General features: G+C 65.1%; 24 protein-coding genes and 1 pseudogene. 12 read left to right on the plus strand and 13 right to left on the minus strand.

The genetic code is table 11. From position 1 onward, the window contains the following. Positions 1-28 precede the first annotated feature (28 nt). The 7 genes from ACCQ10_RS08155 to can form a co-directional block, all read right to left on the minus strand. Entirely contained in the window at positions 29-715 is a 687-nt protein-coding gene (locus ACCQ10_RS08155) for a DUF2461 domain-containing protein (protein WP_372362728.1), read from the minus strand. Continuing rightward, entirely contained in the window at positions 712-2,157 is a 1,446-nt protein-coding gene (gene sbcB, locus ACCQ10_RS08160) for an exodeoxyribonuclease I (RefSeq protein WP_039566500.1), read from the minus strand. The genes ACCQ10_RS08155 and sbcB overlap by 4 nt, the downstream gene beginning before the upstream one ends. A 309-nt stretch (positions 2,158-2,466) precedes the next feature. Beyond that, positions 2,467-3,834 (minus strand): FAD-dependent oxidoreductase, encoded by a 1,368-nt coding sequence (locus ACCQ10_RS08165; protein WP_166743213.1) that lies wholly within the window; start codon positions 3,832-3,834, stop codon positions 2,467-2,469. A gap of 171 nt (positions 3,835-4,005) precedes the next feature. Next, positions 4,006-5,280: a kynureninase gene (kynU, locus tag ACCQ10_RS08170; RefSeq protein ID WP_372362729.1), complete on the minus strand. Its 1,275-nt coding sequence runs from the start codon at positions 5,278-5,280 to the stop codon at positions 4,006-4,008. A gap of 33 nt (positions 5,281-5,313) precedes the next feature. Continuing rightward, entirely contained in the window at positions 5,314-7,443 is a 2,130-nt protein-coding gene (locus ACCQ10_RS08175) for an FUSC family protein (protein ID WP_039411397.1), read from the minus strand. A 295-nt stretch (positions 7,444-7,738) separates the two neighbouring features. After that, positions 7,739-8,269 (minus strand): 3-hydroxyanthranilate 3,4-dioxygenase, encoded by a 531-nt coding sequence (locus tag ACCQ10_RS08180; RefSeq protein ID WP_039411400.1) that lies wholly within the window; start codon positions 8,267-8,269, stop codon positions 7,739-7,741. Positions 8,270-8,479: 210 nt separating this feature from the next. After that, entirely contained in the window at positions 8,480-9,142 is a 663-nt protein-coding gene (can, locus tag ACCQ10_RS08185; RefSeq protein WP_039411402.1) for a carbonate dehydratase, read from the minus strand. Positions 9,143-9,297: 155 nt separating this feature from the next. Here can and ACCQ10_RS08190 point away from each other — a divergent pair, with 155 nt between their 5' ends. Genes ACCQ10_RS08190 through ACCQ10_RS08210 form a run of 5 tightly spaced genes read left to right on the plus strand, consistent with a single transcriptional unit; the run spans position 9,298 to position 11,859 of the window. Beyond that, positions 9,298-9,834, plus strand: coding sequence for a glycoside hydrolase family 108 protein (locus ACCQ10_RS08190; protein ID WP_372362730.1), 537 nt, complete (start codon positions 9,298-9,300; stop codon positions 9,832-9,834). A 42-nt stretch (positions 9,835-9,876) separates the two neighbouring features. Beyond that, entirely contained in the window at positions 9,877-10,407 is a 531-nt protein-coding gene (locus ACCQ10_RS08195; RefSeq protein WP_039520615.1) for a DUF2589 domain-containing protein, read from the plus strand. Between the two features lie 49 nt (positions 10,408-10,456). Next, the gene (locus ACCQ10_RS08200; RefSeq protein ID WP_123137381.1) at positions 10,457-11,077 is read left to right on the plus strand and encodes a DUF2589 domain-containing protein; all 621 of its coding nucleotides are present in this window, start codon (positions 10,457-10,459) and stop codon (positions 11,075-11,077) included. Between the two features lie 47 nt (positions 11,078-11,124). Continuing rightward, positions 11,125-11,385, plus strand: coding sequence for a hypothetical protein (locus tag ACCQ10_RS08205; protein WP_104580055.1), 261 nt, complete (start codon positions 11,125-11,127; stop codon positions 11,383-11,385). Continuing rightward, complete coding sequence (locus ACCQ10_RS08210) at positions 11,386-11,859, plus strand: hypothetical protein (RefSeq protein WP_372362731.1); 474 nt, start codon at positions 11,386-11,388, stop codon at positions 11,857-11,859. 11 nt (positions 11,860-11,870) lie between these two features. On the opposite strand, the gene ACCQ10_RS08215 is transcribed toward ACCQ10_RS08210, so the two are convergent. Continuing rightward, the gene (locus ACCQ10_RS08215; RefSeq protein WP_372363082.1) at positions 11,871-12,059 is read right to left on the minus strand and encodes a hypothetical protein; all 189 of its coding nucleotides are present in this window, start codon (positions 12,057-12,059) and stop codon (positions 11,871-11,873) included. Between the two features lie 52 nt (positions 12,060-12,111). Between ACCQ10_RS08215 and ACCQ10_RS08220 the strand changes: the two genes are divergently transcribed. The 3 genes from ACCQ10_RS08220 (at position 12,112) to ACCQ10_RS08230 (ending at position 14,948) form a co-directional block, all read left to right on the plus strand. Continuing rightward, positions 12,112-12,822: a hypothetical protein gene (locus ACCQ10_RS08220; protein ID WP_372363083.1), complete on the plus strand. Its 711-nt coding sequence runs from the start codon at positions 12,112-12,114 to the stop codon at positions 12,820-12,822. Between the two features lie 168 nt (positions 12,823-12,990). Further along, the gene (locus ACCQ10_RS08225; RefSeq protein WP_166743408.1) at positions 12,991-13,860 is read left to right on the plus strand and encodes a hypothetical protein; all 870 of its coding nucleotides are present in this window, start codon (positions 12,991-12,993) and stop codon (positions 13,858-13,860) included. 374 nt (positions 13,861-14,234) lie between these two features. Further along, a complete protein-coding gene (locus ACCQ10_RS08230; protein ID WP_372362732.1) occupies positions 14,235-14,948 on the plus strand; it encodes a LuxR C-terminal-related transcriptional regulator in 714 nt (237 codons plus the stop codon). A gap of 297 nt (positions 14,949-15,245) precedes the next feature. On the opposite strand, the pseudogene ACCQ10_RS08235 reads toward ACCQ10_RS08230, so the two are convergent. The 5 genes and pseudogenes from ACCQ10_RS08235 to asnS form a co-directional block, all read right to left on the minus strand. Next, positions 15,246-15,880, minus strand: a pseudogene (locus ACCQ10_RS08235) (FMN-binding negative transcriptional regulator). Position 15,881: 1 nt separating this feature from the next. Further along, a complete protein-coding gene (locus ACCQ10_RS08240; protein ID WP_039411430.1) occupies positions 15,882-16,214 on the minus strand; it encodes a hypothetical protein in 333 nt (110 codons plus the stop codon). Continuing rightward, a complete protein-coding gene (locus ACCQ10_RS08245; RefSeq protein WP_372362733.1) occupies positions 16,211-16,516 on the minus strand; it encodes a hypothetical protein in 306 nt (101 codons plus the stop codon). The genes ACCQ10_RS08240 and ACCQ10_RS08245 overlap by 4 nt, the downstream gene beginning before the upstream one ends. Then, positions 16,513-16,767 carry a hypothetical protein gene (locus ACCQ10_RS08250; RefSeq protein ID WP_372362734.1) on the minus strand — a complete coding sequence of 85 codons (255 nt, stop codon included), beginning with the start codon at positions 16,765-16,767 and terminating at the stop codon, positions 16,513-16,515. The genes ACCQ10_RS08245 and ACCQ10_RS08250 overlap by 4 nt, the downstream gene beginning before the upstream one ends. Before the next feature lies 1 nt (position 16,768). After that, positions 16,769-18,163: an asparagine--tRNA ligase gene (asnS, locus tag ACCQ10_RS08255; RefSeq protein WP_372362735.1), complete on the minus strand. Its 1,395-nt coding sequence runs from the start codon at positions 18,161-18,163 to the stop codon at positions 16,769-16,771. 203 nt (positions 18,164-18,366) lie between these two features. On the opposite strand from asnS, the gene ACCQ10_RS08260 reads away from it, so the two are divergent. From ACCQ10_RS08260 to rplI, 4 genes are all read left to right on the plus strand, one after another. After that, positions 18,367-18,705 carry a HesB/IscA family protein gene (locus ACCQ10_RS08260; RefSeq protein WP_372362736.1) on the plus strand — a complete coding sequence of 113 codons (339 nt, stop codon included), beginning with the start codon at positions 18,367-18,369 and terminating at the stop codon, positions 18,703-18,705. A 368-nt stretch (positions 18,706-19,073) separates the two neighbouring features. Next, positions 19,074-19,505, plus strand: a complete 432-nt coding sequence (gene rpsF, locus ACCQ10_RS08265; RefSeq protein ID WP_039411444.1) for a 30S ribosomal protein S6 — start codon at positions 19,074-19,076, stop codon at positions 19,503-19,505. An 11-nt stretch (positions 19,506-19,516) separates the two neighbouring features. After that, positions 19,517-19,747 carry a 30S ribosomal protein S18 gene (gene rpsR, locus ACCQ10_RS08270; protein WP_005991243.1) on the plus strand — a complete coding sequence of 77 codons (231 nt, stop codon included), beginning with the start codon at positions 19,517-19,519 and terminating at the stop codon, positions 19,745-19,747. Positions 19,748-20,028: 281 nt separating this feature from the next. After that, the gene (gene rplI, locus ACCQ10_RS08275; protein WP_039411457.1) at positions 20,029-20,478 is read left to right on the plus strand and encodes a 50S ribosomal protein L9; all 450 of its coding nucleotides are present in this window, start codon (positions 20,029-20,031) and stop codon (positions 20,476-20,478) included. Positions 20,479-20,577: the final 99 nt, after the last annotated feature.

The raw sequence follows: 20,577 nt of genomic DNA on the forward strand, positions 1-20,577 counted from the left end.
CCACCCAGCGGTGGCGCTGCGTGCGCTGTCAAAATTCCAGATCCAGCGCGGCGCACAGGTAATCGACAAACGGCGCCAATGTCACCAGATCGGCTTCGAGGGTCTGGCGCAGGCGCGGGCCGGTCATCAGTGCATCGTCCAGGTGGCGCAGATACGCCCAGTTGCGATGCTTGAGATCGTCGATGAACTCGAAATCGGCTGGAAAACCGCGCGGTGCACGCACCAGTTTTTCACTGTCGTCCAACGCAAACTTGCGACGCAGCTTGGGTGCGTACGCGGCGGCCTTCCAGCTGCCGGGGTTTTCGAAGATGAACTGGCGCAGCTTGCGTTGCGTATCCGGCTCCGGATGCCACAGCCCCGCACCGACGAAACTCTCGCCCGGCTGCAGGTGGATGTAGAACGACGGCGCGGGAACCTGGCGGCGGCGCTCATGGAACAGGCGCGCGCCCTGCCAGTTCTTGTACGGCGATTTGTCGTTGGAAAAGCGCGCATCGCGATAGATGCGAAACAGCGAGCCGCCCTGGGTCTTGGGGTCGGCGCGATAGTGCTCGCTGACCTGCGCCAATGCCGGCTGCAGGTCGGTGATCAGCTGCAGGAACGGCTGACGCACATGCGCTTCGTACTGGTGCCGATGGTCGTTGAACCAGGTCTTGTCGTTGTGGCGAGCCAGGGCACGCAGGAATTTGAAGCTGGCGTCGGAAAAGTAGGTGGTCATAGCGTGCGTTGGAGGTCCGAACCCCAGGCGGCGAGCTGGTCGAGTAGGGCTTGCTTGGTAGCATCGTCGGGGTGAGCGAGCCGTAAATCCGCAATCTGCGCGTCATACTGCTCCAGGGTGACTTCGCCCAACCCGCGGTCTTCCAGCAGGCGCTGGCGACGGTAGACGTTCCAGCGGTCGTGTTCTTCGGGCGACAAGGTCTGCGGCCAGTTGCGCGCACGGTAGCGGAACAGCAGTTCGACCAGGCGCGGATCGCGGAAACGCGCTTCCAGGGCGCCCAGCTCGTCTGGCGCACTGGCGCGGACCTGGGCCAGCAAGCGCTTGTCGCCCTCGGCCAGAAAACCGTCGTAGAGCGAGGCGTCGGCATCGTTGGCCGCTGCGGCAGCGGCGCGGTCGTTGCCGTAGACCTGGCGCACCTTTTCGGCGAGCGCGGGCCCCAGCTCGCGCAGCCGTGCGGCCTTGGCCATCACCACGTCGCGGTCCAGGCCCAGGCGCTGGAAGTCCGCCGCGCGCAGGTGCTGCCAGGACACCAGTGCCGGCGATTTGTTCAGATGCACCTCTTTCAGCGGAATGCGTTGCTCGCCCTCGGGCAGATCCGCGGCGCGGATATATAGCCGGTCGGCAATCTCGTCGGGGCTCAGGCGCAACAGCACCTCCGGGTCGCCGTCCAGGTCGAACACGATCACCCGGCTGTCGATGCGCGGATGCCGCGTCAGCGGCAATACTGCGGCGGCACACAGGCGCGAGGCCGGGTAGCGCTGCGACACATGCAGCACCGGCTCCATCGCAATCACGTCGAGCAGGGTGGCGGCAAAGCGCTTGTCGCGCAGGCGCAAGGCGTAGTCCCACAGCTTGGGCTGATGCTGCTGAAATTTGCGCGCCATGCCGATGGTGGCGTACACGTCGGACAGCGCTTCGTGCGCATCCCCTTCGCGCACGGCGTTCGCTTCGGCCAGATGCTCCAGCTTGAACGACGTGGCGCCATCTTCGCGCTGTGGCCAGGCGATGCCATCCGGGCGCAGTGCGTGCACTAGGCGCAGCACGTCCAGCAGATCCCACCGCGAATTGCCGCCGCGCCATTCCCGCTCATAGGGATCGTAGAAATTGCGGAACAGGCCACAGCGCACGAACTCGTCGTCGAAGCGGATCGAGTTGTAGCCCAGCGTGCAGGTCTGCGGCCGGCTCATCTGCTCGGCGATACGTGCAAATGCCTCGGCTTCGCTCACGCCCTCGCGCAACGCATGCTGCGGGGTGATGCCGGTGACCATGGTGGCGTACGGGGAGGGCAGCAGATCGTCGGCCGGTTGCACGAAGAAGCTGATCGGTTCTTCGATCACCCGCAGCTGCGCATCGGTGCGCACCGCCGCGAACTGCGCGATACGGGTGCGGCGCGGGTCCTGGCCGAAGGTTTCCAGGTCGTAGAAGAGAAAGCTGTCAGGCATGCGGGTGCAAGATCCAGATGCGCAGCGCACGGCGTATGCGCTGCCGGTGCCGCCTAGTATCCCCCATCGCAGCACCGGCACGCTGAGGCGCGGCTGTGCGGAGGGTTGGTGCGCGTGGATGGTGCGCGCGTGCAGTGGCCCGGTGCGCCGGCGATTTGCGTTGACTAACCGACCGGCACGCGCAGGGCAGTTGTAGCTGTCGCGCAGCCGCCGACTGCGACGCTAGAGAGATCAGCCAAGACCCGGGTGACGCCAGGGCATGGCCTGCAGCGCAGGCAGTGTTGCCGTGGGCCACTGCCGTCGCAGTCGTCAGTGCGCGCCCTCCAGTGGCTCAAGGCGCGCGTGCACGCTGGTTTCCAGCGCAGCCCAGTCGATGCGCGACAGATCGCTGTGACCGCGCGTGGCATCGACCAGGATCTCGCGCTGGATCTCGCTGCGCGCCAGTGCGATCGAGTAGCGCGTGCGCAGGAAGGTCACCATGGTGTAGTGCGGCACGAAGCGGGTGGGCCAGCGCGCCTGCAATTGCTGTTCGAGTTCGCGCTGCAGCAGGAACTGCGCATCGCCCACGCGGTCGCGCATCTCCAGATAGTTGTCCAGCGCCATTTGCTGGATTGCCGCGGCATCGTCGCGGCGTGCGGCCTCGAAGGCGGCAAATGCGCTGCCGATGTCGTCGTGCGCGTCCATCTGTTCGGCCAGCGCCACGCAGTCTTCGAACGCACAGTTCATGCCCTGGCCGTGGAACGGCACCATCGCATGTGCGGCATCGCCGATCAGCAAGGCGCGGTTGTCCAGATGCCAGCGGTCCAGGGTCAGGGTGCCGAGCAGGCCGGGCGGATGTTCTTCCCAGTGCTCCTGGAGCTGCGGAATCAGCGGCAACGCGTCCGGGAAGTCGCGCGCAAACAGCGCATGCGCTTCTTCCCCGGTGCGTGTGGTGGCAAAGCTGGGCTCGCCGGCGTTGGGCAAAAACAAGGTCACGGTGAAGGTGCCGCCGTCGTTGGGCAGCGCAATGCACATGTAGCGCCCGCGCGGCCAGATGTGCAGCGCGTTGCGCTCGATGCGGAAGCCGCCGCCGGGCAGCGGCGGGATTTCCAGCTCCTTGTAGGAGTGATCCAGGAACTCGATGCGCTCGCCCAGCGGCGATTTGCGCTGCATGGCCGCGCGCAGCGCCGAGCCGGCGCCATCGCTGCCGATCAGGCTCTGGAAGTGGATCTCGTGCGGCTGATCGTCGCGGTCGTCGATGAAGCGCGCGTAGCCGGCATCGAAATCGACCGTGTGCAGGCGACGGTAGAAGTGCACGGTGGCGCCGGCCTGTTCGGCCAGATCCAGCAAGGCCACGTTCAAGGCGGCGCGATGGATCGACCAGATCACTTCGCTGTCGTCGCGGCCATAGCGCTGCAGCTGCGGTTCCCCGTTGACCGGGTGCACCATGCGCCCGCGCATCATCACCGCCTTGGCCATCACCGCGTCTTCTGCGCCGGCCTGGCGCAGTGCGTGGCGGCCGCGTTCGGCCAGGGCCAGGTTGATCGAGCGGCCGGACTCGTAGCCCTTGATGCGCGGATCGCCGCGGCGTTCGTAGACGGTGACCTGCCAGCCGCGGCGCGACAGCAGGATGGCCAGCAGGCAACCGGCCAGGCCGGCGCCGATCAGGGTCAGGGAGCGGGGGGAGACTGGGCTCAATGCAATATCCGGCGGCGGCCGGACGCAGCGCCGGCGAAGAGGGGGAGACAGCGACTGGCAAGGGCGGCCGCCCGGGCATCAGCCGTGGGCGGGCTGGGAGTGTACGTGGGCCGCTGCCCGCTCTGCGTCGCGGCCCCCAGGCCCGGTGACCTTGCAGTCAGCGAGTTGCGCTCAGGCGGCGGCCCAGGTTTCCACCTGTTCCACGAAGGTGTGCAGGTCGACGAAGCGGTTGTACAGCGGCACCGGCGCAATGCGGATCACGTCCGGTTCGCGCCAGTCGCCCAGCACGCCGGCGGCATGCAGATGCTCGAATAGCGCGCGCCCCTGCGCGCGGCCGCCTTTCACCCGCAGCGACAGCTGGCAGCCGCGCTGCGCAGCGTGCGCGGGGGTGACGATCTGCAGCACCTGCGCCAGGCGCGCGTGGATCAGCTGTTCCAGATGCCCGGTGAGCTGCTCGGATTTGGCGCGGAGCGCGGCCATGCCGGTCTGGTCGAACAGGTCCAGCGACGCACGCAGCGGCGCCAGCGCCAGCACCGGCGGATTGCTCAGCTGCCAGCCTTCGGCGCCCGGCGCAGGCACGAACTGCGGATCCATGCGGAAACGGGTCTGCTGCTCGTGTCCCCACCAACCGGCCATGCGCGGCAGGTCGCTGGTGGCGTGACGCGCATGCACGAAGCACCCACCCACCGCGCCCGGCCCGGCATTGAGATATTTGTAGTGGCACCACACCGCGAAATCGACGCCATCGTCGTGCAGGGTCAGTGGGATATTGCCCACCGCATGCGCCAGATCGAAACCCACCGCAGCGCCCTGCGCCCGCGCCAGCCGCGCGATCTCGCCCAGCTCGAACGCCTGCCCGGTGCGGTACTGGATGCCCGGCCACAGCACCAGCGCCAGCCGCGAGCCGTGCTGCGCAATCGCCGTGGCAATGGCCGCCATCGACACCGTGCCATTGGGTTCGTCGGCCTCCACCTCGATCAGCTGCGTGGCCGGGTCCAGCCCATGCAGGTGCAGTTGCGACTCCACTGCGTGGCGGTCGGACGGGAACGCGCCGGCTTCGATCAGGATCGCGCCGCGCTCGGGCGTGGGGCGATAGAAGCTGGCCATCATCAGATGCAGGTTGACGCTGAGGGTGTTCATCGCCACCACTTCGCTGGGCAGCGCGCCGACCACGCGCGCCAGGCCGTCGCGCACCAGCTGGTGATAGGTGAGCCATTGGGTGGGACCGGTGAAGTGGCCTTCCACGGCAAGCGCGCCCCACTGATCGAGTACCTCGCTGACCATTGCGCGGGCCTGTCGCGGTTGCAGACCCAGCGAATTGCCGACGAAGTAGGTCTGGTCCTGGCCGTGGTGCTGCGGAAACACGAACGCCTCGCGCAGGTTGCGCAGCGGGTCGGCGGCGTCCATTGCCGCGGCGTGGGAACGGGACAGCGGGTCGGTGGTCATCGGGCATGCAACGCTCTGGAACGATGCGGCAGTTTACCCGCCGGCACCGCGCGCGCCGTCATGCACGCCCGCTGTCTCGGCCGGGGCCGGTCGGGCAGGCCGCAGCAGGTGGGTGAGGGTGCCGATGCTGTCGGTGACGCGGTCGATGGTGTCGGCAAGCGCCGCGCTGCCGGGCGTGCCGTCCGGCAGCGCGGCCAGCGCATCGGAAAGCTTGCGCTCGGCGCTGCGCAAGGTGGCCGCGGCCGGCGTGCCGCCGTTGACCAGACAGTCGATCAATTCCGCCAGCGCCTGGTCGGCGTGGTCGGCAAATGCGGGCAACGTGTCCAGCGCGGGCAACTGGTGGCCATCGCGCAGCACCGCCTCCAGCAGCAAGGTGGCACGGATCAGCCGGTTGCCGTTGGCCAGCAGCGATTCGGCAAGCTTGAGTTCCTGCAGGTTGCGGCGGCTGCGTGGCTCCCCGCGCAGCCGCTCGATCGAGGCCTGCGCATTGGTACGTGCCACGCGCGCGGCGGCGCGGCTGTCGCCCAGGTGGTCCATCCGGCCCAGCAGCAGGTTGCGCAGATGCTCGCGGTAGGCAGTGAGCAGGTGAGCCAGTGAACTGCGGATATGCCGACGCTCGCGCGTGGGCCACAGCGCATAGGCGACCAGGGCCAGCGCACTGCCGGCCACGGTGGCCTGCAAACGTGCAACCACCGCCTCGCCGGGCGTCACCCCTTCGAACGACAGCAGCAGCACCAGCATGCCGGTGAGGAAGGCCACGCCGATGCCGTAATTCACCTGGGTCAACAAACGAAAGCCCAGGCAGAACAGCGCCAGCAAGGCCATGCGGACGCTGGCGCCATCCATCGCCAGATGGGCAAGCAGCGTGGCGACCAACAGGCCGACGAAGGTGCCCGCCACGCGCAGCGCACCAAAGCTGAAGGTGCCGCCGAAATCCGGCTTGAGCACGATGGCGGTGGTCATCGGAATCCAGAACCCATGCGGGATCTGTTGCCAGCGCTGGAACGCGATCGCCAGGGCCAGGCACACGCCGCAACGCAGCGCATGCCGACACGCCACCGACGACAGATCCAGGTTTGCGCGCAGGGTGGCCCAGGTGGCGGCCGGGCGCAGCGCTGCCGGCAGGCGTGCTTCGGCCAGTTGCGCCTGGATCTCGCCACGGCTGCTGGCCCAGTGGGCATTGCGGATCAGCGCGCGCAACTGGCCGCCCAGGCCCTGCGCGCGGGCGACCGCCACGCGCACCAGCCGGCGCTCGCGGGTATCGGCGTTGTCGTGTTGCACCTGCGCCAGCGCAGCGATCAGGTCGTCGAAGCCGGTCATTGATGCGTTCGCCGCCACCGGGTCTTCGCCCACCGTCATTGCGTGGGCCAGCTGTTCCAGCACGATCGCACTGCGTTCGAGTACGCGCTCGATGGCCGGGCGTGCCTGCGATTCGGTCAGGCGGGTGTCGGCATCGGCCAGCGACAGCAGCTCCAGCCGCACGCGCTCGCATAGCTCGGCGATGATGCGAAAACTCTGCACGGCGATCGCACGCGAACGATGTTCGCCATGCAGCATCACCATCGCATCCAGCACTTCCTGCGTGGCCGGCGGTGCAGCGCTGGCTTCCGGGCGCTGGCGGGCGATGCCGGCCAGCTGGCGCATCAGCTCGGCCAGCGCGAACCGCTCCGGGCGGTAGCGTTGCAGCGGCCAGGCCGCCAGCGCCAGCAACACCTGCAACAGGCCGCCGGCAAAGATCAGCGCCGCCACGCCCGGCGCTTGTGCGACAGGCAGGCGCATATCCGCGCTGACCACCAGCAGGATCATGCTGGTCAGGCCCACTCGTGCCGCCACCGGGCCAAGCGCCACCAGCAGGCCGCCGCCCAGGCCGAGTAACAGACCGGCCAGCACCAGCGCCGGCGTGTTGTGACCGACCCACACGCCCAGCAAGGCCGCCAGGCCGGCCGCCAGTGCCGCCATCAGCATGCGCTGCAGGCGCGCGCGGTAGGGGCCGGGCTGGTCGGAGAACATGGTGTTGAGCGCGCCGCTGCACACGGCCAGCCCGGCCGCGACATGCCCGGTGGCCACGCCGATCGCCAGCGGCAGCACCACCGCGGCGGTGTTGCGCAGGGCCACGCGCAGCGGCACATCGCGCGGCTTGAGGTCGATCAGGGTGCGCAGCATGGTGGCTGTTTCCGTGCAGCGGCCCGGTGCATCGCTTGCGCGCGATCGCTGCGCGCATACGGCCGCGCGCGAAACGCGCTCCGGTTTGCGCTGCGCCGGATCGGGCAGGTCATGGCAGTTCTCCTGTCAGGCAGCGGGCAGGAAGAACCTGCCGGCCGCGCCCATCGTCGCAGCGCTGCAGCATCATCGCGGTATGCGCAGGCAACGCCCGCTGCCCCTGCAGCATCAGACCTTGCACAGACAATCAACCGCATCGCACTCCACGTGCTCGCCGCAATGGCATGCCATTGTCCCCTCAGGCCTCGACTGCGGCGTAGCGCTCGGGCGCAGGGTGCAGGTGCCCGCATTGGGTGCAGGTGCGCAAGGCCAACGAGCGATAGAAATGATCGAATACCGGCGGAAAATCGGTTTCGATATTGCCCAACGGAAACATCGCCTCGTAGAGCTTGTGATTGCACTGCGGGCAATACCACTGCAGGCCGTCCTGTTCGTGCGGCAGGCGCTCACGTTCGATGACCAGGCCGATCGAGCGGGCAGCACGCTGCGGCGAATGCGGCACCTTCGGCGGCAGCAGAAAGATTTCGCCGGCGCGGATCGGGATGTCGCGTTGGACGCCCTCGTCCTGCACCTTCAGCACCATCTCGCCTTCGAGCTGGAAGAACCACTCCGGGCCTTCGTCATAGTGATAGTCGGTGCGCGCGTTCGGCCCGCCGACGATCATGATGATGAAACCGTCCTGCTGGATGCACTTGTTGCCCACCGGCGGCTTGAGCAGGTGGCGGTGTTGCTCGATCCAGGCATGCAGGTTGATCGGCGGGACCAGCATCGACGTTCCTCGATAAAGAAGACGTCCAGCATAGCCAACCCATGGCGCCGTTGGGTGACGCGGTGACTGGCGCGATCGCGAAAGGCGAGGTCCCCGCTGCCACTGCGCAGAGCCGGCACGTACCACTGAGGCCATGCCGGTTCCGGACGCCTTGTCCGGACGCGTGCGACGACTGTTCCTTGCGTCGCCGTGAACGCGTCCGGTTGGGCCTCAGCGTTCTTCGTGATCGGCCTGGATCTGCGCCAGCGCGGCGTCGTAACGCTCCTGCAGCAGCTCCGGGCGATCGATGGACATGCCCAGGTCGTGCGCATGCCCGTCGCGCAGGCTGTACACCCAGCCATGCACACACAGCGCCTGGCCGCGCTCCCAGGCATCGCGCACGATGGTGGTGCGGCAGACATTGACCACCTGTTCCAGCACGTTGAGCTCGCACAGGCGCGCGTGTTGCACCGGCAGATCACCGGCATCGTGCAGGCAGGCCTCGTGCTTGTCGGCCACATCGGTGACGTGACGGATCCAGTTGTCCACCAGGCCCATGCGCTTCTGGGTGAGGCTGGCAAACACGCCACCGCAACCGTAGTGGCCCACCACCAGGATGTGCTTGACCTTGAGCACGTCCACCGCGAACTGGATCACCGACAGGCAGTTCAAATCGGTATGCACCACCACGTTTGCGATGTTGCGATGAACGAATACCTCGCCCGGCGCCATGTCGATGATCTGGTTGGCCGGCACGCGCGAGTCAGAGCAGCCGATCCACAGGTATTCGGGCGTCTGCTGGGTGGAAAGTTTGGAAAAGAATTCCGGGTCTTCGCGGCGGATACGCTCGGACCAGGCACGGTTGTTGTCTAGCAGATGGTTGAGCTCGTTCATGGGGGCAGTATTCCAGAAAACGCGGTCTTGGTGGCCCCTGCCGGGACCCGGAATGAATCAGCTTTCAGGCAGCGTAGTATCGGTGAACGGCCGATGCCCGGCTATTGCACCGATGCGGAAACTGGCGCCACCGATCAATTCCACAGGTGGCGCCGATGGCTGACTTCAACGTGTTTTTTCCAACCCTGCTCAAGCACGAAGGCGGCTTCGTCAACGATCCCGCCGATCCGGGTGGGGCCACCAACAAGGGCATCACGCTGCTGACCTTCAAGGCCTGCGCCCAGAACCTGCTGGGCGTGGAGCCAAGCCTGGCAAACCTGCGTGCCCTGACGGATGCCCAGGCCGGGGTCATTTACAAGGCGCAGTACTGGGACCGGCTGCGCGCCGACCAGATCGCACTGCAGCCGTTGGCCAACATCCTGTTCGATTTCTATGTCAACGCCGGCAGCAACGCCGTCAAGCTGCTGCAGACCGTGCTCAACGCGCAGACCGGCGGCGCGCTGGTGGCGGATGGGCGAATGGGACCGGCGACGTTTGCCGCACTGGCATCCAGCAACCAGCAAGACCTCTATGCACGCTACAAGGCCGGCCGCAAGGACTACTACCAGCGACTGGTCGCCGCGCGACCTGCGCTTGGCAGGTTTCTCAAGGGATGGCTGGCACGCGTGGATAGCTTTCCCGACGCGGTCTGAGCCAGTACCGGCCCAGCGACATCTCCGACCAACGAGCCCAATATGGCGCAAATCTCCCTCAATGATCTGATCGAAGCGCTGGCTGGGGCGGTCATCGACGCCCAGGACCGGATCGAACAGCACCAGATGGCCAATCTGGGCGCGTTCTTCGACGAGGACAATCGTCCCAGAAGCGTTCTGATCCGCTTGCCGTCGCAGCATCCGGAAGCGGGCGAGAACGACGAAGACCTGTATCGCGCACCGCTGTTGCCGCTGGTGTCGTCCAACGTCCTGCGTATCAAGGACGTCGAGATCAGCTTCGATGCGCAACTCGGCGAGCTCAGCGAACTGGACGAAGCAGCGTTGCCGGCGTCGCTGGCGGTTCCAGCCGCCGTCGATGACTGGCATCCCAAGCCGCCGGCGCTGCCCGGCCAGATCGGCATCGACCTTGGCTCCAACGCAAAAAGTGCGCGGCACAGTGCAGTACATGTCGTGTTGCGCGTGGAAGGCAGCGAGCCGACCGAAGGCGTGGCACGTCTCATCAATCGCCTTGCGCAGTCGCAAGGCGTGTTCAAGACGGTCAAGGGAGATTGATTCCCGCCGTCGTCGATTCTTCTAAACAATCACTCTTCAGGAGAGCACCATGAGCGATATTGTCAATATGTCCGACCAATTCAAGGGCCTGCCGATGGCGGACCTGATCGGCGCCCCGTTACGTGCAGCCTGCGATGCGCAGGTCATGCTAGCCCGCGCCACCGCCGACTTCATCAAAGTCATCGGTTTTCTGCCGCCGACCGACCCGGCTACCGATCCCAACGGAAACGGCGGCACACGGACCGCGCAGTTCAAGTTCAAACGCCCGGTCGAAGACCCCAGCGGTGTCGGGATGGCCGAGGAGGAAGTCGAGATCGTTGTGCCGCTGCTGACCTTGGTCAATGTTCCCAATTTGAGCATTCAGACCGTGGACGTGACCTTTGACATGGAAGTCAAATCCTCGTTCTCGGAAAAGGAAGCCGAAGACAAGAGCCTCAAGGTGGATCTGGAGGCAAGCGTCGGCTGGGGCGTGTTCAAGGCCAAGGTCAACGTGCAGGGATCGGTGTCCAGTCACAAGGAAAACACGCGCTCTTCGGATAACTCGGCCAAGTATCACGTCGCATTGCACGCCGAAGATCGCGGTACCCCTGAAGGGCTGTCGCGCGTGCTCGACATCCTGCAGACCGCCGCAGCGCCACGCAAAGTCTCAGCGCCTGTGCAGGTACCGTAAGCGGCGCTGCTGAGTCCTGCACCTTTCTATCACCCGAGTCGTTGCCGATGATCGATTTTTCAGAAGTGAGCTACATCAAGCGCATCGTCGTCGGCAGCGACAACCCGGCAAAGATGCAGACCGCTGAGCAGGTCGAGGCCGCGCAGCAACTGCTCAATCGCTGCCTCAGCGAAGCGCCCAAGGGAGCGATTCTCGGGATCGAGAAGAGCTTCAATATCCTGCAGCTGGGCGAGCACCAGGTGGTGCTGCAATGGTTGTGCTACCACGTTGGGTTCAAGCGCAAGCCGATCTGGCTGACGGAGTCGTAGATGGCACACGCGAGCTATTCCTTGGACGCCTTCGTGGAGTTGCTCGACCAGGCCGTCCGACGAGCGCAACTGCGCTGCCACCAGCGCCACGCCGCACTGGTGGATGCTGCGGTGGCTGCCTGCGGGATGCAGGTTCGCTGCGTGGATGAGGAAGGAACGGCCCAAGGTGGAATGGAAACCATGCTGTCCATTCCAGTCTGCCACTTGCGCGCGCTGCGGCTATCGCAAATCAGCGAGTTTTCGTTGACGCTGGAAGTGCAGATAGAGGCGGTCACGCACAGCGACGGTGCTCCCGGACTGGCGCTGCGTCTTGCGCCGCCACGCAGCCGTACGTCGGGCCACACGCTGAAAATCGGGTATCAGGGCAGCGAGTGTCCGCGTGGCGTGCTCTGGTTCGATGGCATCGCGCTGAAGGAATGGACGCTTCATCCGTTCGTGGACGTGCCACCGTCCGATTCCGGAGTGGTGCCGTGAGGTTGCTGCTGTCAGACGCCGATGCCCGCGCGCTCGCCGAGCGGCTGGGAACTGATGTGGCCACCTTGCATGCGGATCTCTGTCGGCAGTCCCGGCGCGAGCGGCGATCCATCTTCATCATCTGCCTGGTTGTTGTTCTGGTCACCGCTGCGTTTGGTCTGCTGATTGGCAGCGTGATCGATCTTTCCACCGTTTCCAATTTCTTATCGGAGCTTTTTCATGTCTGGTCAACATCGTCATCAACATCACATTTTGCGCATCACTTCGGCACTGGCCTTGTGTCTGTCGCTGACTGCAGCGCAGGCAGCCCCCGCTGGGGGGATTCCGGCCGGTGACTGGCGCGGCATCCTGTCCACCGGCGGCAGCGCAGGCCCGGTCTACGTCCGTCTGAGTGCGCGCGCCGCTGGAGTCGAGGGGACCCAGGTGGCGGATCTGCGATTCGGGCCTCCGTACAATTGCGCGCTCGAGTTACGAGCGCAGCCGGACGGTTACGCGTTGCTGTCGCGCAATGGCGGCAAGTTTTGCGAGGCGCTGACCGGCGGTCTTGCCCAACTCCAGGTAGCCGATGGGGGCGCGCCTGGGATGCAGCTCACGTTGTCTGGCAGCGCCTCGCCGTTCGTCGTCGCCCTGGATCAAGGCAATGCCGGATTGGCCGAAGCCGGGCGCTGGCGCGCGGCGGGCCTGATGTCTGCACAGCTGGAAATCGTGGCGACCACCGTTCGTCCGGGAGATGTGCTCGGTCGCCTGCGCTACGGTGCCCCGCGCGATTGCCAAGTGGAATTGCGCTATGCCGGACGTGCGGCAGGCGTGTTGAATGCCTGGGTCATGGCCAACGATAGGGGCTATTGCCGTCAGCTCAGTGATGTCCAGGCCAGTCTGCAGGTTCGTGCTGATGGCAGCGCCGAGCTTGCACTGCTGTTGAAAGGTCAGCGGGATACGGCGCTGTTCCAGCGGATGCCTTGAGGTGTCGTAGCTGCGTATCTGCCAGCAAGGACGTCATCTATGTGGAAGCGAGCCAGCAGGCGCGCCGGCCTACGGCGACGCGCAGTGGCCCAGCCCATCCCGCCGGCAGAATTCGGCGGGCCGGCATTTTGCAGCGTATTCGAACAACTGGAGCTTGAATGCCGGGCGATGGTGTCCTATGCACTGAAGCAAGGGATGGCAATGTCTCCCGATCTGCCCGGCCGGCTGGCAGAGCTGCGCGTGATGCCTGGCGCCTCCTTGCACGGCGAATCCGGCGCGCGCGAATTGGCCGGTCTGCACCGGCAGCTGGTGCGTGCGATCCACCCGGCAACGCCACAGGCGGTTGTGCTGATCGAGCGCGAGCGCCTACGCGGTGGCTGGCTGCGCTGGCTCGGGCCGATTCCATTGATCCGCACCTTGACCTTGACCTCGGTCGGTTGTCTGGCTTCAGTAGTCGGACTGGCGATGTCCAGCCTTGTGAACGCGCACAACATCACGCTGGGCTTCCTCGATTCCTCGGGGAGTACGCTGGGCTGGAATGTGATGTTCATCCTGGCCTGCGCCGGACTCGGTGCCGCGTTTTCTGCGTTGTTCCAAGCCCATCGTTACGTTGCCGACGCAACATACGATCCGCGCTTCGATTCCTCCTATGCGGCGCGCATGATCCTTGGTCTCATCGCCGGCCTGATCCTGGTGGAGTTGCTGCCGGAGAATCTCTTCGCTGAAAGCAGCCTGGGCGCGTTCGGAAAGCCCGCATTGGCGATGATGGGCGGCTTCTCGGCAAGCGCGGTGTACCGCCTGCTGCAACGCATGGTCGAGGTCATGGAAACGGTCGTGCGCGGCGATTCCGGCCAACAAGCCGCTGCCGCCATCCAGTCACAGCGTGCGTCGGCCGAATCCGAAAGCATCCGCGCGCGTGGCGAACTTGCTGCAGGTCTACTGGACCTGCAGCGCGAGATGCAGGCGGACCCGCGTCTGGATCAGGTGCGCCAGCAACTGACCGGCCTTGCCAGGCAGATGATGTCCGACGATTCGTAATCGTTCGTTAGTGAGATGCGGTAAGGCACGCGCGTTTTTTTTATGCCGGCTGTAAGCAGGAGCGCGGTTTGGCAGAGTCAGCCGAGCAGCAGGTGGCAGCACGTTTTCGCGTCGTGCGGCATGGCTCGCTTCCGCTTCGGCGCAAATTGCCTAACACGCTTCAGGCAGGAGCACCCGTCATGGTGTCTCAGCGACGTCGGCATCGTTATCGATATCAGCATCCGATGCCCGCCAAATCAGTTCAAGACCGATGGCCCGGCGGTGAGCGTGTGACAAGCTCGCTCTAGTGCTCCTGCCGAGCATCTGCCGATTCGCTGCAGCGCGCCGCTTGAAAGCCGCTGCACATCGCGGTCCCCATTCGTGCACCAGAGGGTATGATGAAGACACGTATCGTCGTTGCTGCCGATCGCACCATCCTCGTGGAAGGGATGGTCGCTTTGCTGCAAAAGGTTCCGGGATTCGAAGTGGTAGGGCATGCGGAAGACGGGCTGGCATGTCTTCAGATCGCCGCAAGAGAACTGCCTGATATCGTCCTGGTGGATGTCCTGCTCCCCGGCCTCAATGGTATCGATCTGACGCGGCGCTTGATGCAGCGCAGCCCCAGTAGCCGGGCAATCTGTATCGCTCCGTCCGATGCCTGTATGCAGGCCAGCGCAGTCTTCGAAGCTGGTGCCAAAGCATATCTGGCGCGAACCAGCCGTTTCGCCGAATTGCTGCGTGCGATTCAATGCGTCACCCAGGATCAGACCTATATCAGCCCGCAGATGTCGCGTTCACTGATCGCAGGGCTGCGTCGACCCGCCAGGGCCGATTCTGCCTACACCCGACTGACCTCACGCGAGCGCGAGATCGTGCAGCTCTATTCGGAGGGCCTGTCCACCAGGCAGATCGCTACCCGCTTGCACCTGAGCGTGAAAACGGTGGGAACGCATCGCGAAAACTGCATGTTGAAGCTCAATATCCAAAGCATCGCTCAGCTGACCCGTTATGCGATCGCGCAGGGCCTTTCTTCGCTCGAAGCAGCAATCGACGGCAGTGGTGAGCCGCCCGATGCATGCGTAGCGCAGCACATGCGCCGTGCCGGCTGAGGCATCCCGGCAACGCACAGCGGCACACCGGCCGTATGGACACTGGTGCAGGTACGCAGGTGCTAGGCGCTGGCTTATGCACATCAGCATCCCCGGTGGCCGATGCACCACCACCGCAGCGTGTACAGCGCTAGCGCATGCTGAGCAGGTTGTGAGCGTGGAGCGGGGGCGATGTCTGGCGCAGTGAGGTAGTGGTGCGACGACCCGCAGGTAGCTCGATTCCGGTGTCGCCCGAGGCACGGCCGACGCGTCCCAACCGTCTGGTGATCAGGCTTCGAGAGTGCGACCGCTGCCGTCTCAGCGCGTCGTATTGGCGTCCATGGCCGCCTGCATCAATGCTGCGACCGCTTGCGAGGCTTGGTTGGGTTGCTGCGCAAGGAATTCGCTGACACTGCGTTGATTGGCGGCAGGGTGGTTCTGGCTGAGCTTGAAGGTGAGCTCGATACGGCTGGGCACGAAACGGAAGCCCACCAGGCCGCGCAGTTGCCGGCGATGGCTGTCGCGCGCCATTTCGAACTGCCAGTCGCTGCCGATGCGGTGTTCGAAGTGCGCGCTCATGCGCCCGATCAGGTCGCCCAGCGCCTGCTCGTCGTCCACCCGGCTGCAATGCCCATGCAGATGCGCCACGCGTAGTTCCAGGTCGGTACGCGCGCGACGGTTTCCTTGTCTGGATACCAGGTGGGCGACACATAGGCGTGCGGGCCGTGCACCACGATCACAGTCTCGCCAGGTGCGCGCGCCTGCGGGTTGGGTCGTGCCCAGTGACCTTCGATGGTGATGTCCTCGCCATCGCGCCGGTACAGCACCGGCAGGTGCGAGATGGCCGGTCGCCCGTCTTCGTCCTGGCTGATCAGGGTGACGAACGCGTCGCGCGCCAGCAGCCAGTCCAGCAGTGCCAGATCGGTCTGTGCAAACGCGCGCGGGGCGTACATCTCAGGCGCGGCCGCCCATGCTGATGACCATGCGTTCGCGCAGGTCGGCATCGTCGTCGCCTTGCGGTGGCGAGATCTCGTGCAGCGAGAAACCGCGGATCAGCGCGTCTTCTTCGTCCAGCCCGTCCAACGCGACGAACTCGGCATCGAACAGCGCCGCGCGTGCACTGTCTTCGCTGTCGTAGGCCAGTGTCTTGCCATCGCTGTCCAGCACCTCGGCGGTGCCGGCATCCTTGATGCGCAGGCGTGCCCAGATCAACGTGCGGCCAATGGTGGCCAGCCACCATTGGTCGTGGCCGGTGGAGGTGTCGCGGTCGTCGAGCTCGATAGTCATGGCATTACCTTGGAAAGCAGCCCGAGCAGGGCTGCCATGCCCAGGCCGAAAAAGATGGTAAGCAGCGACAGCCGCGCGGGCGTGGCCAGGCCGGATAGGGCACCGTCGCGGTAGCTGCGGTAGCGGCGCGCCAGCAACCAGCGCAATGCCACGGGGCTGATGAAAGCCGGGTCGCCGAAGCTGGCCAATGCCTCCGGATGCCGGTCGCGCAAGTGCACCAGGGTCAGTGGCCAGAAGATCAGCAGTGCTGTCAGCCCCGCAACGGCGACACCCACGAAACACAGCGCGAAGAACAGAGTCATGTGCCCGCCAGCAGGAGTGCGAGTTTGGGAAGCGCTGCGCCGACGACCAGCGCAGCAATGGTCCACCACAACGGCCGCACGGCATGGCCAACGGCCTTGCGCGCCGTATCGGCCTGCCACCACGCGCCTGGGTTCGGGTGAGCAGACGCCAGCTGCGCCAGCCGCAGGCCACGCACCCCAGCAATGCCGGCACTCAGCAATGCCACCAGGAAGGCCAGCAATTGCAGCGTGGAGGCCACCAGCAGACTCACCTCAGAACTCCGCGCTACCCGGCGCGCGCGGATAGGCGATGGCGTCGCGGATGTTGCTCAAGCCGCACACGTAGACCACCAGGCGCTCGAACCCTAGGCCGAAGCCGGCATGCGGCACCGAGCCATAGCGGCGGAAATCGCGGTACCAGCTGTAGTGCTCCTTATCCAGCCCGAACTGCGCCATGCGCGCATCCAGCACGTCCAGGCGCTCCTCGCGCTGGCTGCCGCCGATGATTTCGCCGATGCCCGGCGCCAGCACGTCCATCGCCGCGACGGTCTTGCCGTCGTCGTTCAAGCGCATGTAGAACGCCTTGATGTGCTCGGGATAATTGGTCACCACCACCGGGCGGCCGATGTGTTCTTCGGTGAGCCAGCGTTCGTGCTCGGTCTGCAGGTCCAGGCCCCATTCGACCGGGAAGTCGAACTTCTTGCCGGAGTTCTGCAGCAGCTTCACCGCATCGGTGTAGTCGATTTGCTCGAACGGCGCATTGATGAAGGCCTCCAGCTTGCTGATCGCGTTCTTGTCCACGCGCTCGGCCAGGAACGCCAGATCGTCGCCACGTTCGTCCAGCACCGCGCGGAACAGGTACTTGAGGAACTGCTCGGCCAGACGTGCATCCTCGGCCAGATCGGCGAAGGCGATTTCCGGCTCGATCATCCAGAACTCGGCCAGATGACGCGTGGTGTGGCTGTTCTCCGCGCGAAAGGTCGGGCCGAAGGTGTACACCTTGCTCAGCGCCAGGCAGTACGCCTCCACGTTGAGCTGGCCGGACACGGTGAGAAAGGTTTCCTTGCCGAAGAAGTCGCGGCTGAAATCCACATTGCCAGCGGCATCGCGCGGCAGGTTGACCATGTCCAGCGTGGAGACGCGGAACATCTGCCCGGCGCCTTCGGCGTCGGAGGTGGTGATGATCGGGGTGCTGATCCAGTTGAAGCCGTTCTGATGGAAGAACCGGTGCACCGCCTGCGCCAGGCAGTTGCGGATGCGGGTGACCGCGCCGAACAGGTTGGTGCGCGGGCGCAGGTGCGCCACTTCGCGCAGGAACTCCGGCGTCATCGGCTTGGGCTGGATGGGGTAGGTGAGCGGGTCCTCGACCCAGCCGACGATATCCACGCCGCTGGCCTGGATCTCGAACGACTGGCCCTTGCCCTGCGACTTCACCAGCACGCCCTTGGCGATCAGCGAGCAGCCACTGGTCAGCCGCTTGATCTCGTCGAAATTGGGCAGGGTGTCGTTGGCCACCACCTGGATCGGAGCGAAGCACGAACCGTCGGTCACGTTGATGAAGGCCAGTCCGGCAGATCCGCGCAGCGTGCGCACCCACCCCCGTACCGTGACTTCGCCGCCTTCAGGGAGCTTGCCCGCAAGCGCATGTTCAACGCTGACCACCGTCATGACTATTCCTCGCCGTAGCGACCTTGAATGGCCTGCGAGTTTACTGGCTGCGGGCGCGCGGGCGCGAGCACCTGAACACGGTGCGCCAAGCTGCGCTTGTCGCCGGCGCGCGCTGCCCCCATATGTTGCGGACGTCATCGCCTAGCGTGCCGCCGGGGTGTGGCGGTCTCGCTATACTTGTCACCACTGTTTTGGAGTGTCCCATGGCCATCAGCCTCACCCCCGCCGCGCTGGAGCGCGTGCAGCGTTTCGTGCAGCAGACCCCGGGTGCGCTGGGCCTGCGCTTTGGCGTGACCAAGACCGGTTGTTCCGGCTGGGGCCACATCACTGACCTGGCGCGCGAAAAGCGCGATGACGACGCGGTATTCGAGCAGGGCGGGGTACGCATCTTCGTCGACCCGGTGAGCCTGCCGCTGGTGGACGGCACCCGCATCGATTTCGGCAAGCATGGGCTCAGCGAGACCTTCATCTTCAGCAATCCCAACGCCACGGCCGAGTGCGGTTGCGGGGAGAGCTTTACGACCGAAGCCGAGCATCGCTGAGGCCGGCTGAGCCAATCGGCACTGGAGTCCCTTCTCCCCTCGGGACATTGTCCTCCTTCATGGAGGAGAAGGTGCCCGAAGGGCGGATGAGGGTGCGGGCAAAGCTTCATGCAGTGGAAGGGCGCGAGTGGCTTCGCCCCGTACCCTCACCCAACCCCTCGCCCGCGGGGCGAGGGGTTGAGCGCCTGCGAGGACGCCACGTTCGTGGGCTGGCTGCCGTAAGTCCAGTTGCGGCTAAGCATCTGAACTGCCATACTTTCCTGCTTCCTGCCCGGGTCCGGGTGGGAACCCTTGCTCCACCGGCCGCTTGCGCGGACTTCCCGGGGAGCTGTCCGGCCCACGTGGCCACATCCGAAAGGTAAAACAACATGAGTCGTCATTACGAAGTCGTGTTCCTGGTCCATCCGGACCAGAGCGAGCAGGTCCCGGCCATGATCGAGCGCTACAAGTCGCTGATCGAGGGCGGTAACGGCACCATCCACCGTCTGGAAGACTGGGGCCGTCGTCAGCTGGCCTACCCGATCCAGAACCTGGTGAAGGCGCACTACGTGCTGCTCAACATCGAAGTCGACCAGGCCGTGCTGAGCGAGCTGGTGGAAAGCTTCCGCTTCAACGATGCGGTGCTGCGTCACCTAGTCGTCAAGCGCGATGGCCCGGACACCGAGCAGTCGCTGATCATGAAGAGCAAGGACGAGAAGGGCGACAAGCCCGAGCGTAGCGAGCGTCGTCGTCGTGACGATGAAGAGGGCGAAGCCCCCGCTGCCACCGATACCGACGGCGACAACGCCGAAGCCGCTTAAGGAGCGCTGTCATGTCCAAGTTCTTCCGTCGTCGCAAGTTCTGCAAGTTCACCGCCGAGGGCGTCAAAGAGATCGACTACAAGGATCTCAACACCCTGCGCCAGTACCTCACCGAGAACGGCAAGATCGTGCCGAGCCGCGTGACCGGTACCAAGTCCAAGTACCAGCGTCAGCTGGCCACGGCCGTCAAGCGCTCGCGTTTCCTGGCGCTGATCCCGTACACGGACAACCACGACGTCTAAGCAGTTCCGCGCAGGAATCCGCAGTCATGCGGTTTCTTGCGCAAGACCCACACGTGTCTTGTGTGAGTCCCTCACAAGAACCCGCACGGTTTTGTGTGAGTCCTTCACAAGAGCCCGCACATCCATGTGCGGGTTATTAAAAATTAGAGGCCGGTCATTCGAGATGCGGTGTTGATCGTGCTCTTGCGATTCCCAAATCCCGATTCCCGAATCCCGTCTTTTCGGACAGCACCCGTTGCGCCCGCCCACCGGCCGGCGCTAACGAATAACGGAGCACCACCATGGATCTGATTCTTCTGCAGAAAGTGACCAACCTCGGCAACCTGGGCGACAAGGTCAGCGTCAAGCCGGGCTACGGCCGTAATTTCCTCGTGCCGCAGGGCAAGGCCGTTCCGGCTACCGCTGCGAACGTCGAGGCGTTTGAAACCAAGCGCGCCGAGTACGAAGCCAAGGCCAACACCATCCTGGCCGACGCACAGAGCCGCGCCACCAAGTTCGAAGGCGCCAGCGTCACCATCGGCGCGCATGCGTCGACCGAAGGCAAGCTGTACGGCTCGGTTGGCCCGCGCGACATCGCCGAGGCGTTCACCGCCGCCGGCCTGCCGCTGGAAAAGAGCGAAGTGATCCTGGGCGAAGGCGCCTTCCGCAATGTCGGCGAATACGACGTTGTGCTGCACCTGCACGCCGATGTGGAAACCTCGGTCAAGGTCATCGTCGAATCCGACGCCTGATCCAGGCCGTCAGTGTCACCCGAAGGGCGCCTTGTTAGGCGCCCTTCGTTTTTGGGGCGCCGCCGCCAGCGCAGGCATGCCCGTTATACTCATGCCCCA

It is taken from the genome of Xanthomonas sp. NCPPB 1325 (genome assembly GCF_041477645.2).
Lineage (GTDB): Bacteria > Pseudomonadota > Gammaproteobacteria > Xanthomonadales > Xanthomonadaceae > Xanthomonas > Xanthomonas cannabis.

Coding starts and splice junctions, on each gene's coding strand:
- ACCQ10_RS08155 (WP_372362728.1), bottom strand. CDS start 715: ATGACCACCTACTTTTCCGACGCCAGCTTCAAATTCCTGCGTGCCCTG.
- sbcB (WP_039566500.1), bottom strand. CDS start 2,157: ATGCCTGACAGCTTTCTCTTCTACGACCTGGAAACCTTCGGCCAGGAC.
- kynU (WP_372362729.1), bottom strand. CDS start 5,280: ATGACCACCGACCCGCTGTCCCGTTCCCACGCCGCGGCAATGGACGCC.
- ACCQ10_RS08175 (WP_039411397.1), bottom strand. CDS start 7,443: ATGCTGCGCACCCTGATCGACCTCAAGCCGCGCGATGTGCCGCTGCGC.
- ACCQ10_RS08180 (WP_039411400.1), bottom strand. CDS start 8,269: ATGCTGGTCCCGCCGATCAACCTGCATGCCTGGATCGAGCAACACCGC.
- can (WP_039411402.1), bottom strand. CDS start 9,142: ATGAACGAGCTCAACCATCTGCTAGACAACAACCGTGCCTGGTCCGAG.
- ACCQ10_RS08190 (WP_372362730.1), top strand. CDS start 9,298: ATGGCTGACTTCAACGTGTTTTTTCCAACCCTGCTCAAGCACGAAGGC.
- ACCQ10_RS08195 (WP_039520615.1), top strand. CDS start 9,877: ATGGCGCAAATCTCCCTCAATGATCTGATCGAAGCGCTGGCTGGGGCG.
- ACCQ10_RS08200 (WP_123137381.1), top strand. CDS start 10,457: ATGAGCGATATTGTCAATATGTCCGACCAATTCAAGGGCCTGCCGATG.
- ACCQ10_RS08205 (WP_104580055.1), top strand. CDS start 11,125: ATGATCGATTTTTCAGAAGTGAGCTACATCAAGCGCATCGTCGTCGGC.
- ACCQ10_RS08210 (WP_372362731.1), top strand. CDS start 11,386: ATGGCACACGCGAGCTATTCCTTGGACGCCTTCGTGGAGTTGCTCGAC.
- ACCQ10_RS08225 (WP_166743408.1), top strand. CDS start 12,991: ATGGTGTCCTATGCACTGAAGCAAGGGATGGCAATGTCTCCCGATCTG.
- ACCQ10_RS08230 (WP_372362732.1), top strand. CDS start 14,235: ATGATGAAGACACGTATCGTCGTTGCTGCCGATCGCACCATCCTCGTG.
- ACCQ10_RS08240 (WP_039411430.1), bottom strand. CDS start 16,214: ATGACTATCGAGCTCGACGACCGCGACACCTCCACCGGCCACGACCAA.
- ACCQ10_RS08245 (WP_372362733.1), bottom strand. CDS start 16,516: ATGACTCTGTTCTTCGCGCTGTGTTTCGTGGGTGTCGCCGTTGCGGGG.
- asnS (WP_372362735.1), bottom strand. CDS start 18,163: ATGACGGTGGTCAGCGTTGAACATGCGCTTGCGGGCAAGCTCCCTGAA.
- ACCQ10_RS08260 (WP_372362736.1), top strand. CDS start 18,367: ATGGCCATCAGCCTCACCCCCGCCGCGCTGGAGCGCGTGCAGCGTTTC.
- rpsF (WP_039411444.1), top strand. CDS start 19,074: ATGAGTCGTCATTACGAAGTCGTGTTCCTGGTCCATCCGGACCAGAGC.
- rpsR (WP_005991243.1), top strand. CDS start 19,517: ATGTCCAAGTTCTTCCGTCGTCGCAAGTTCTGCAAGTTCACCGCCGAG.
- rplI (WP_039411457.1), top strand. CDS start 20,029: ATGGATCTGATTCTTCTGCAGAAAGTGACCAACCTCGGCAACCTGGGC.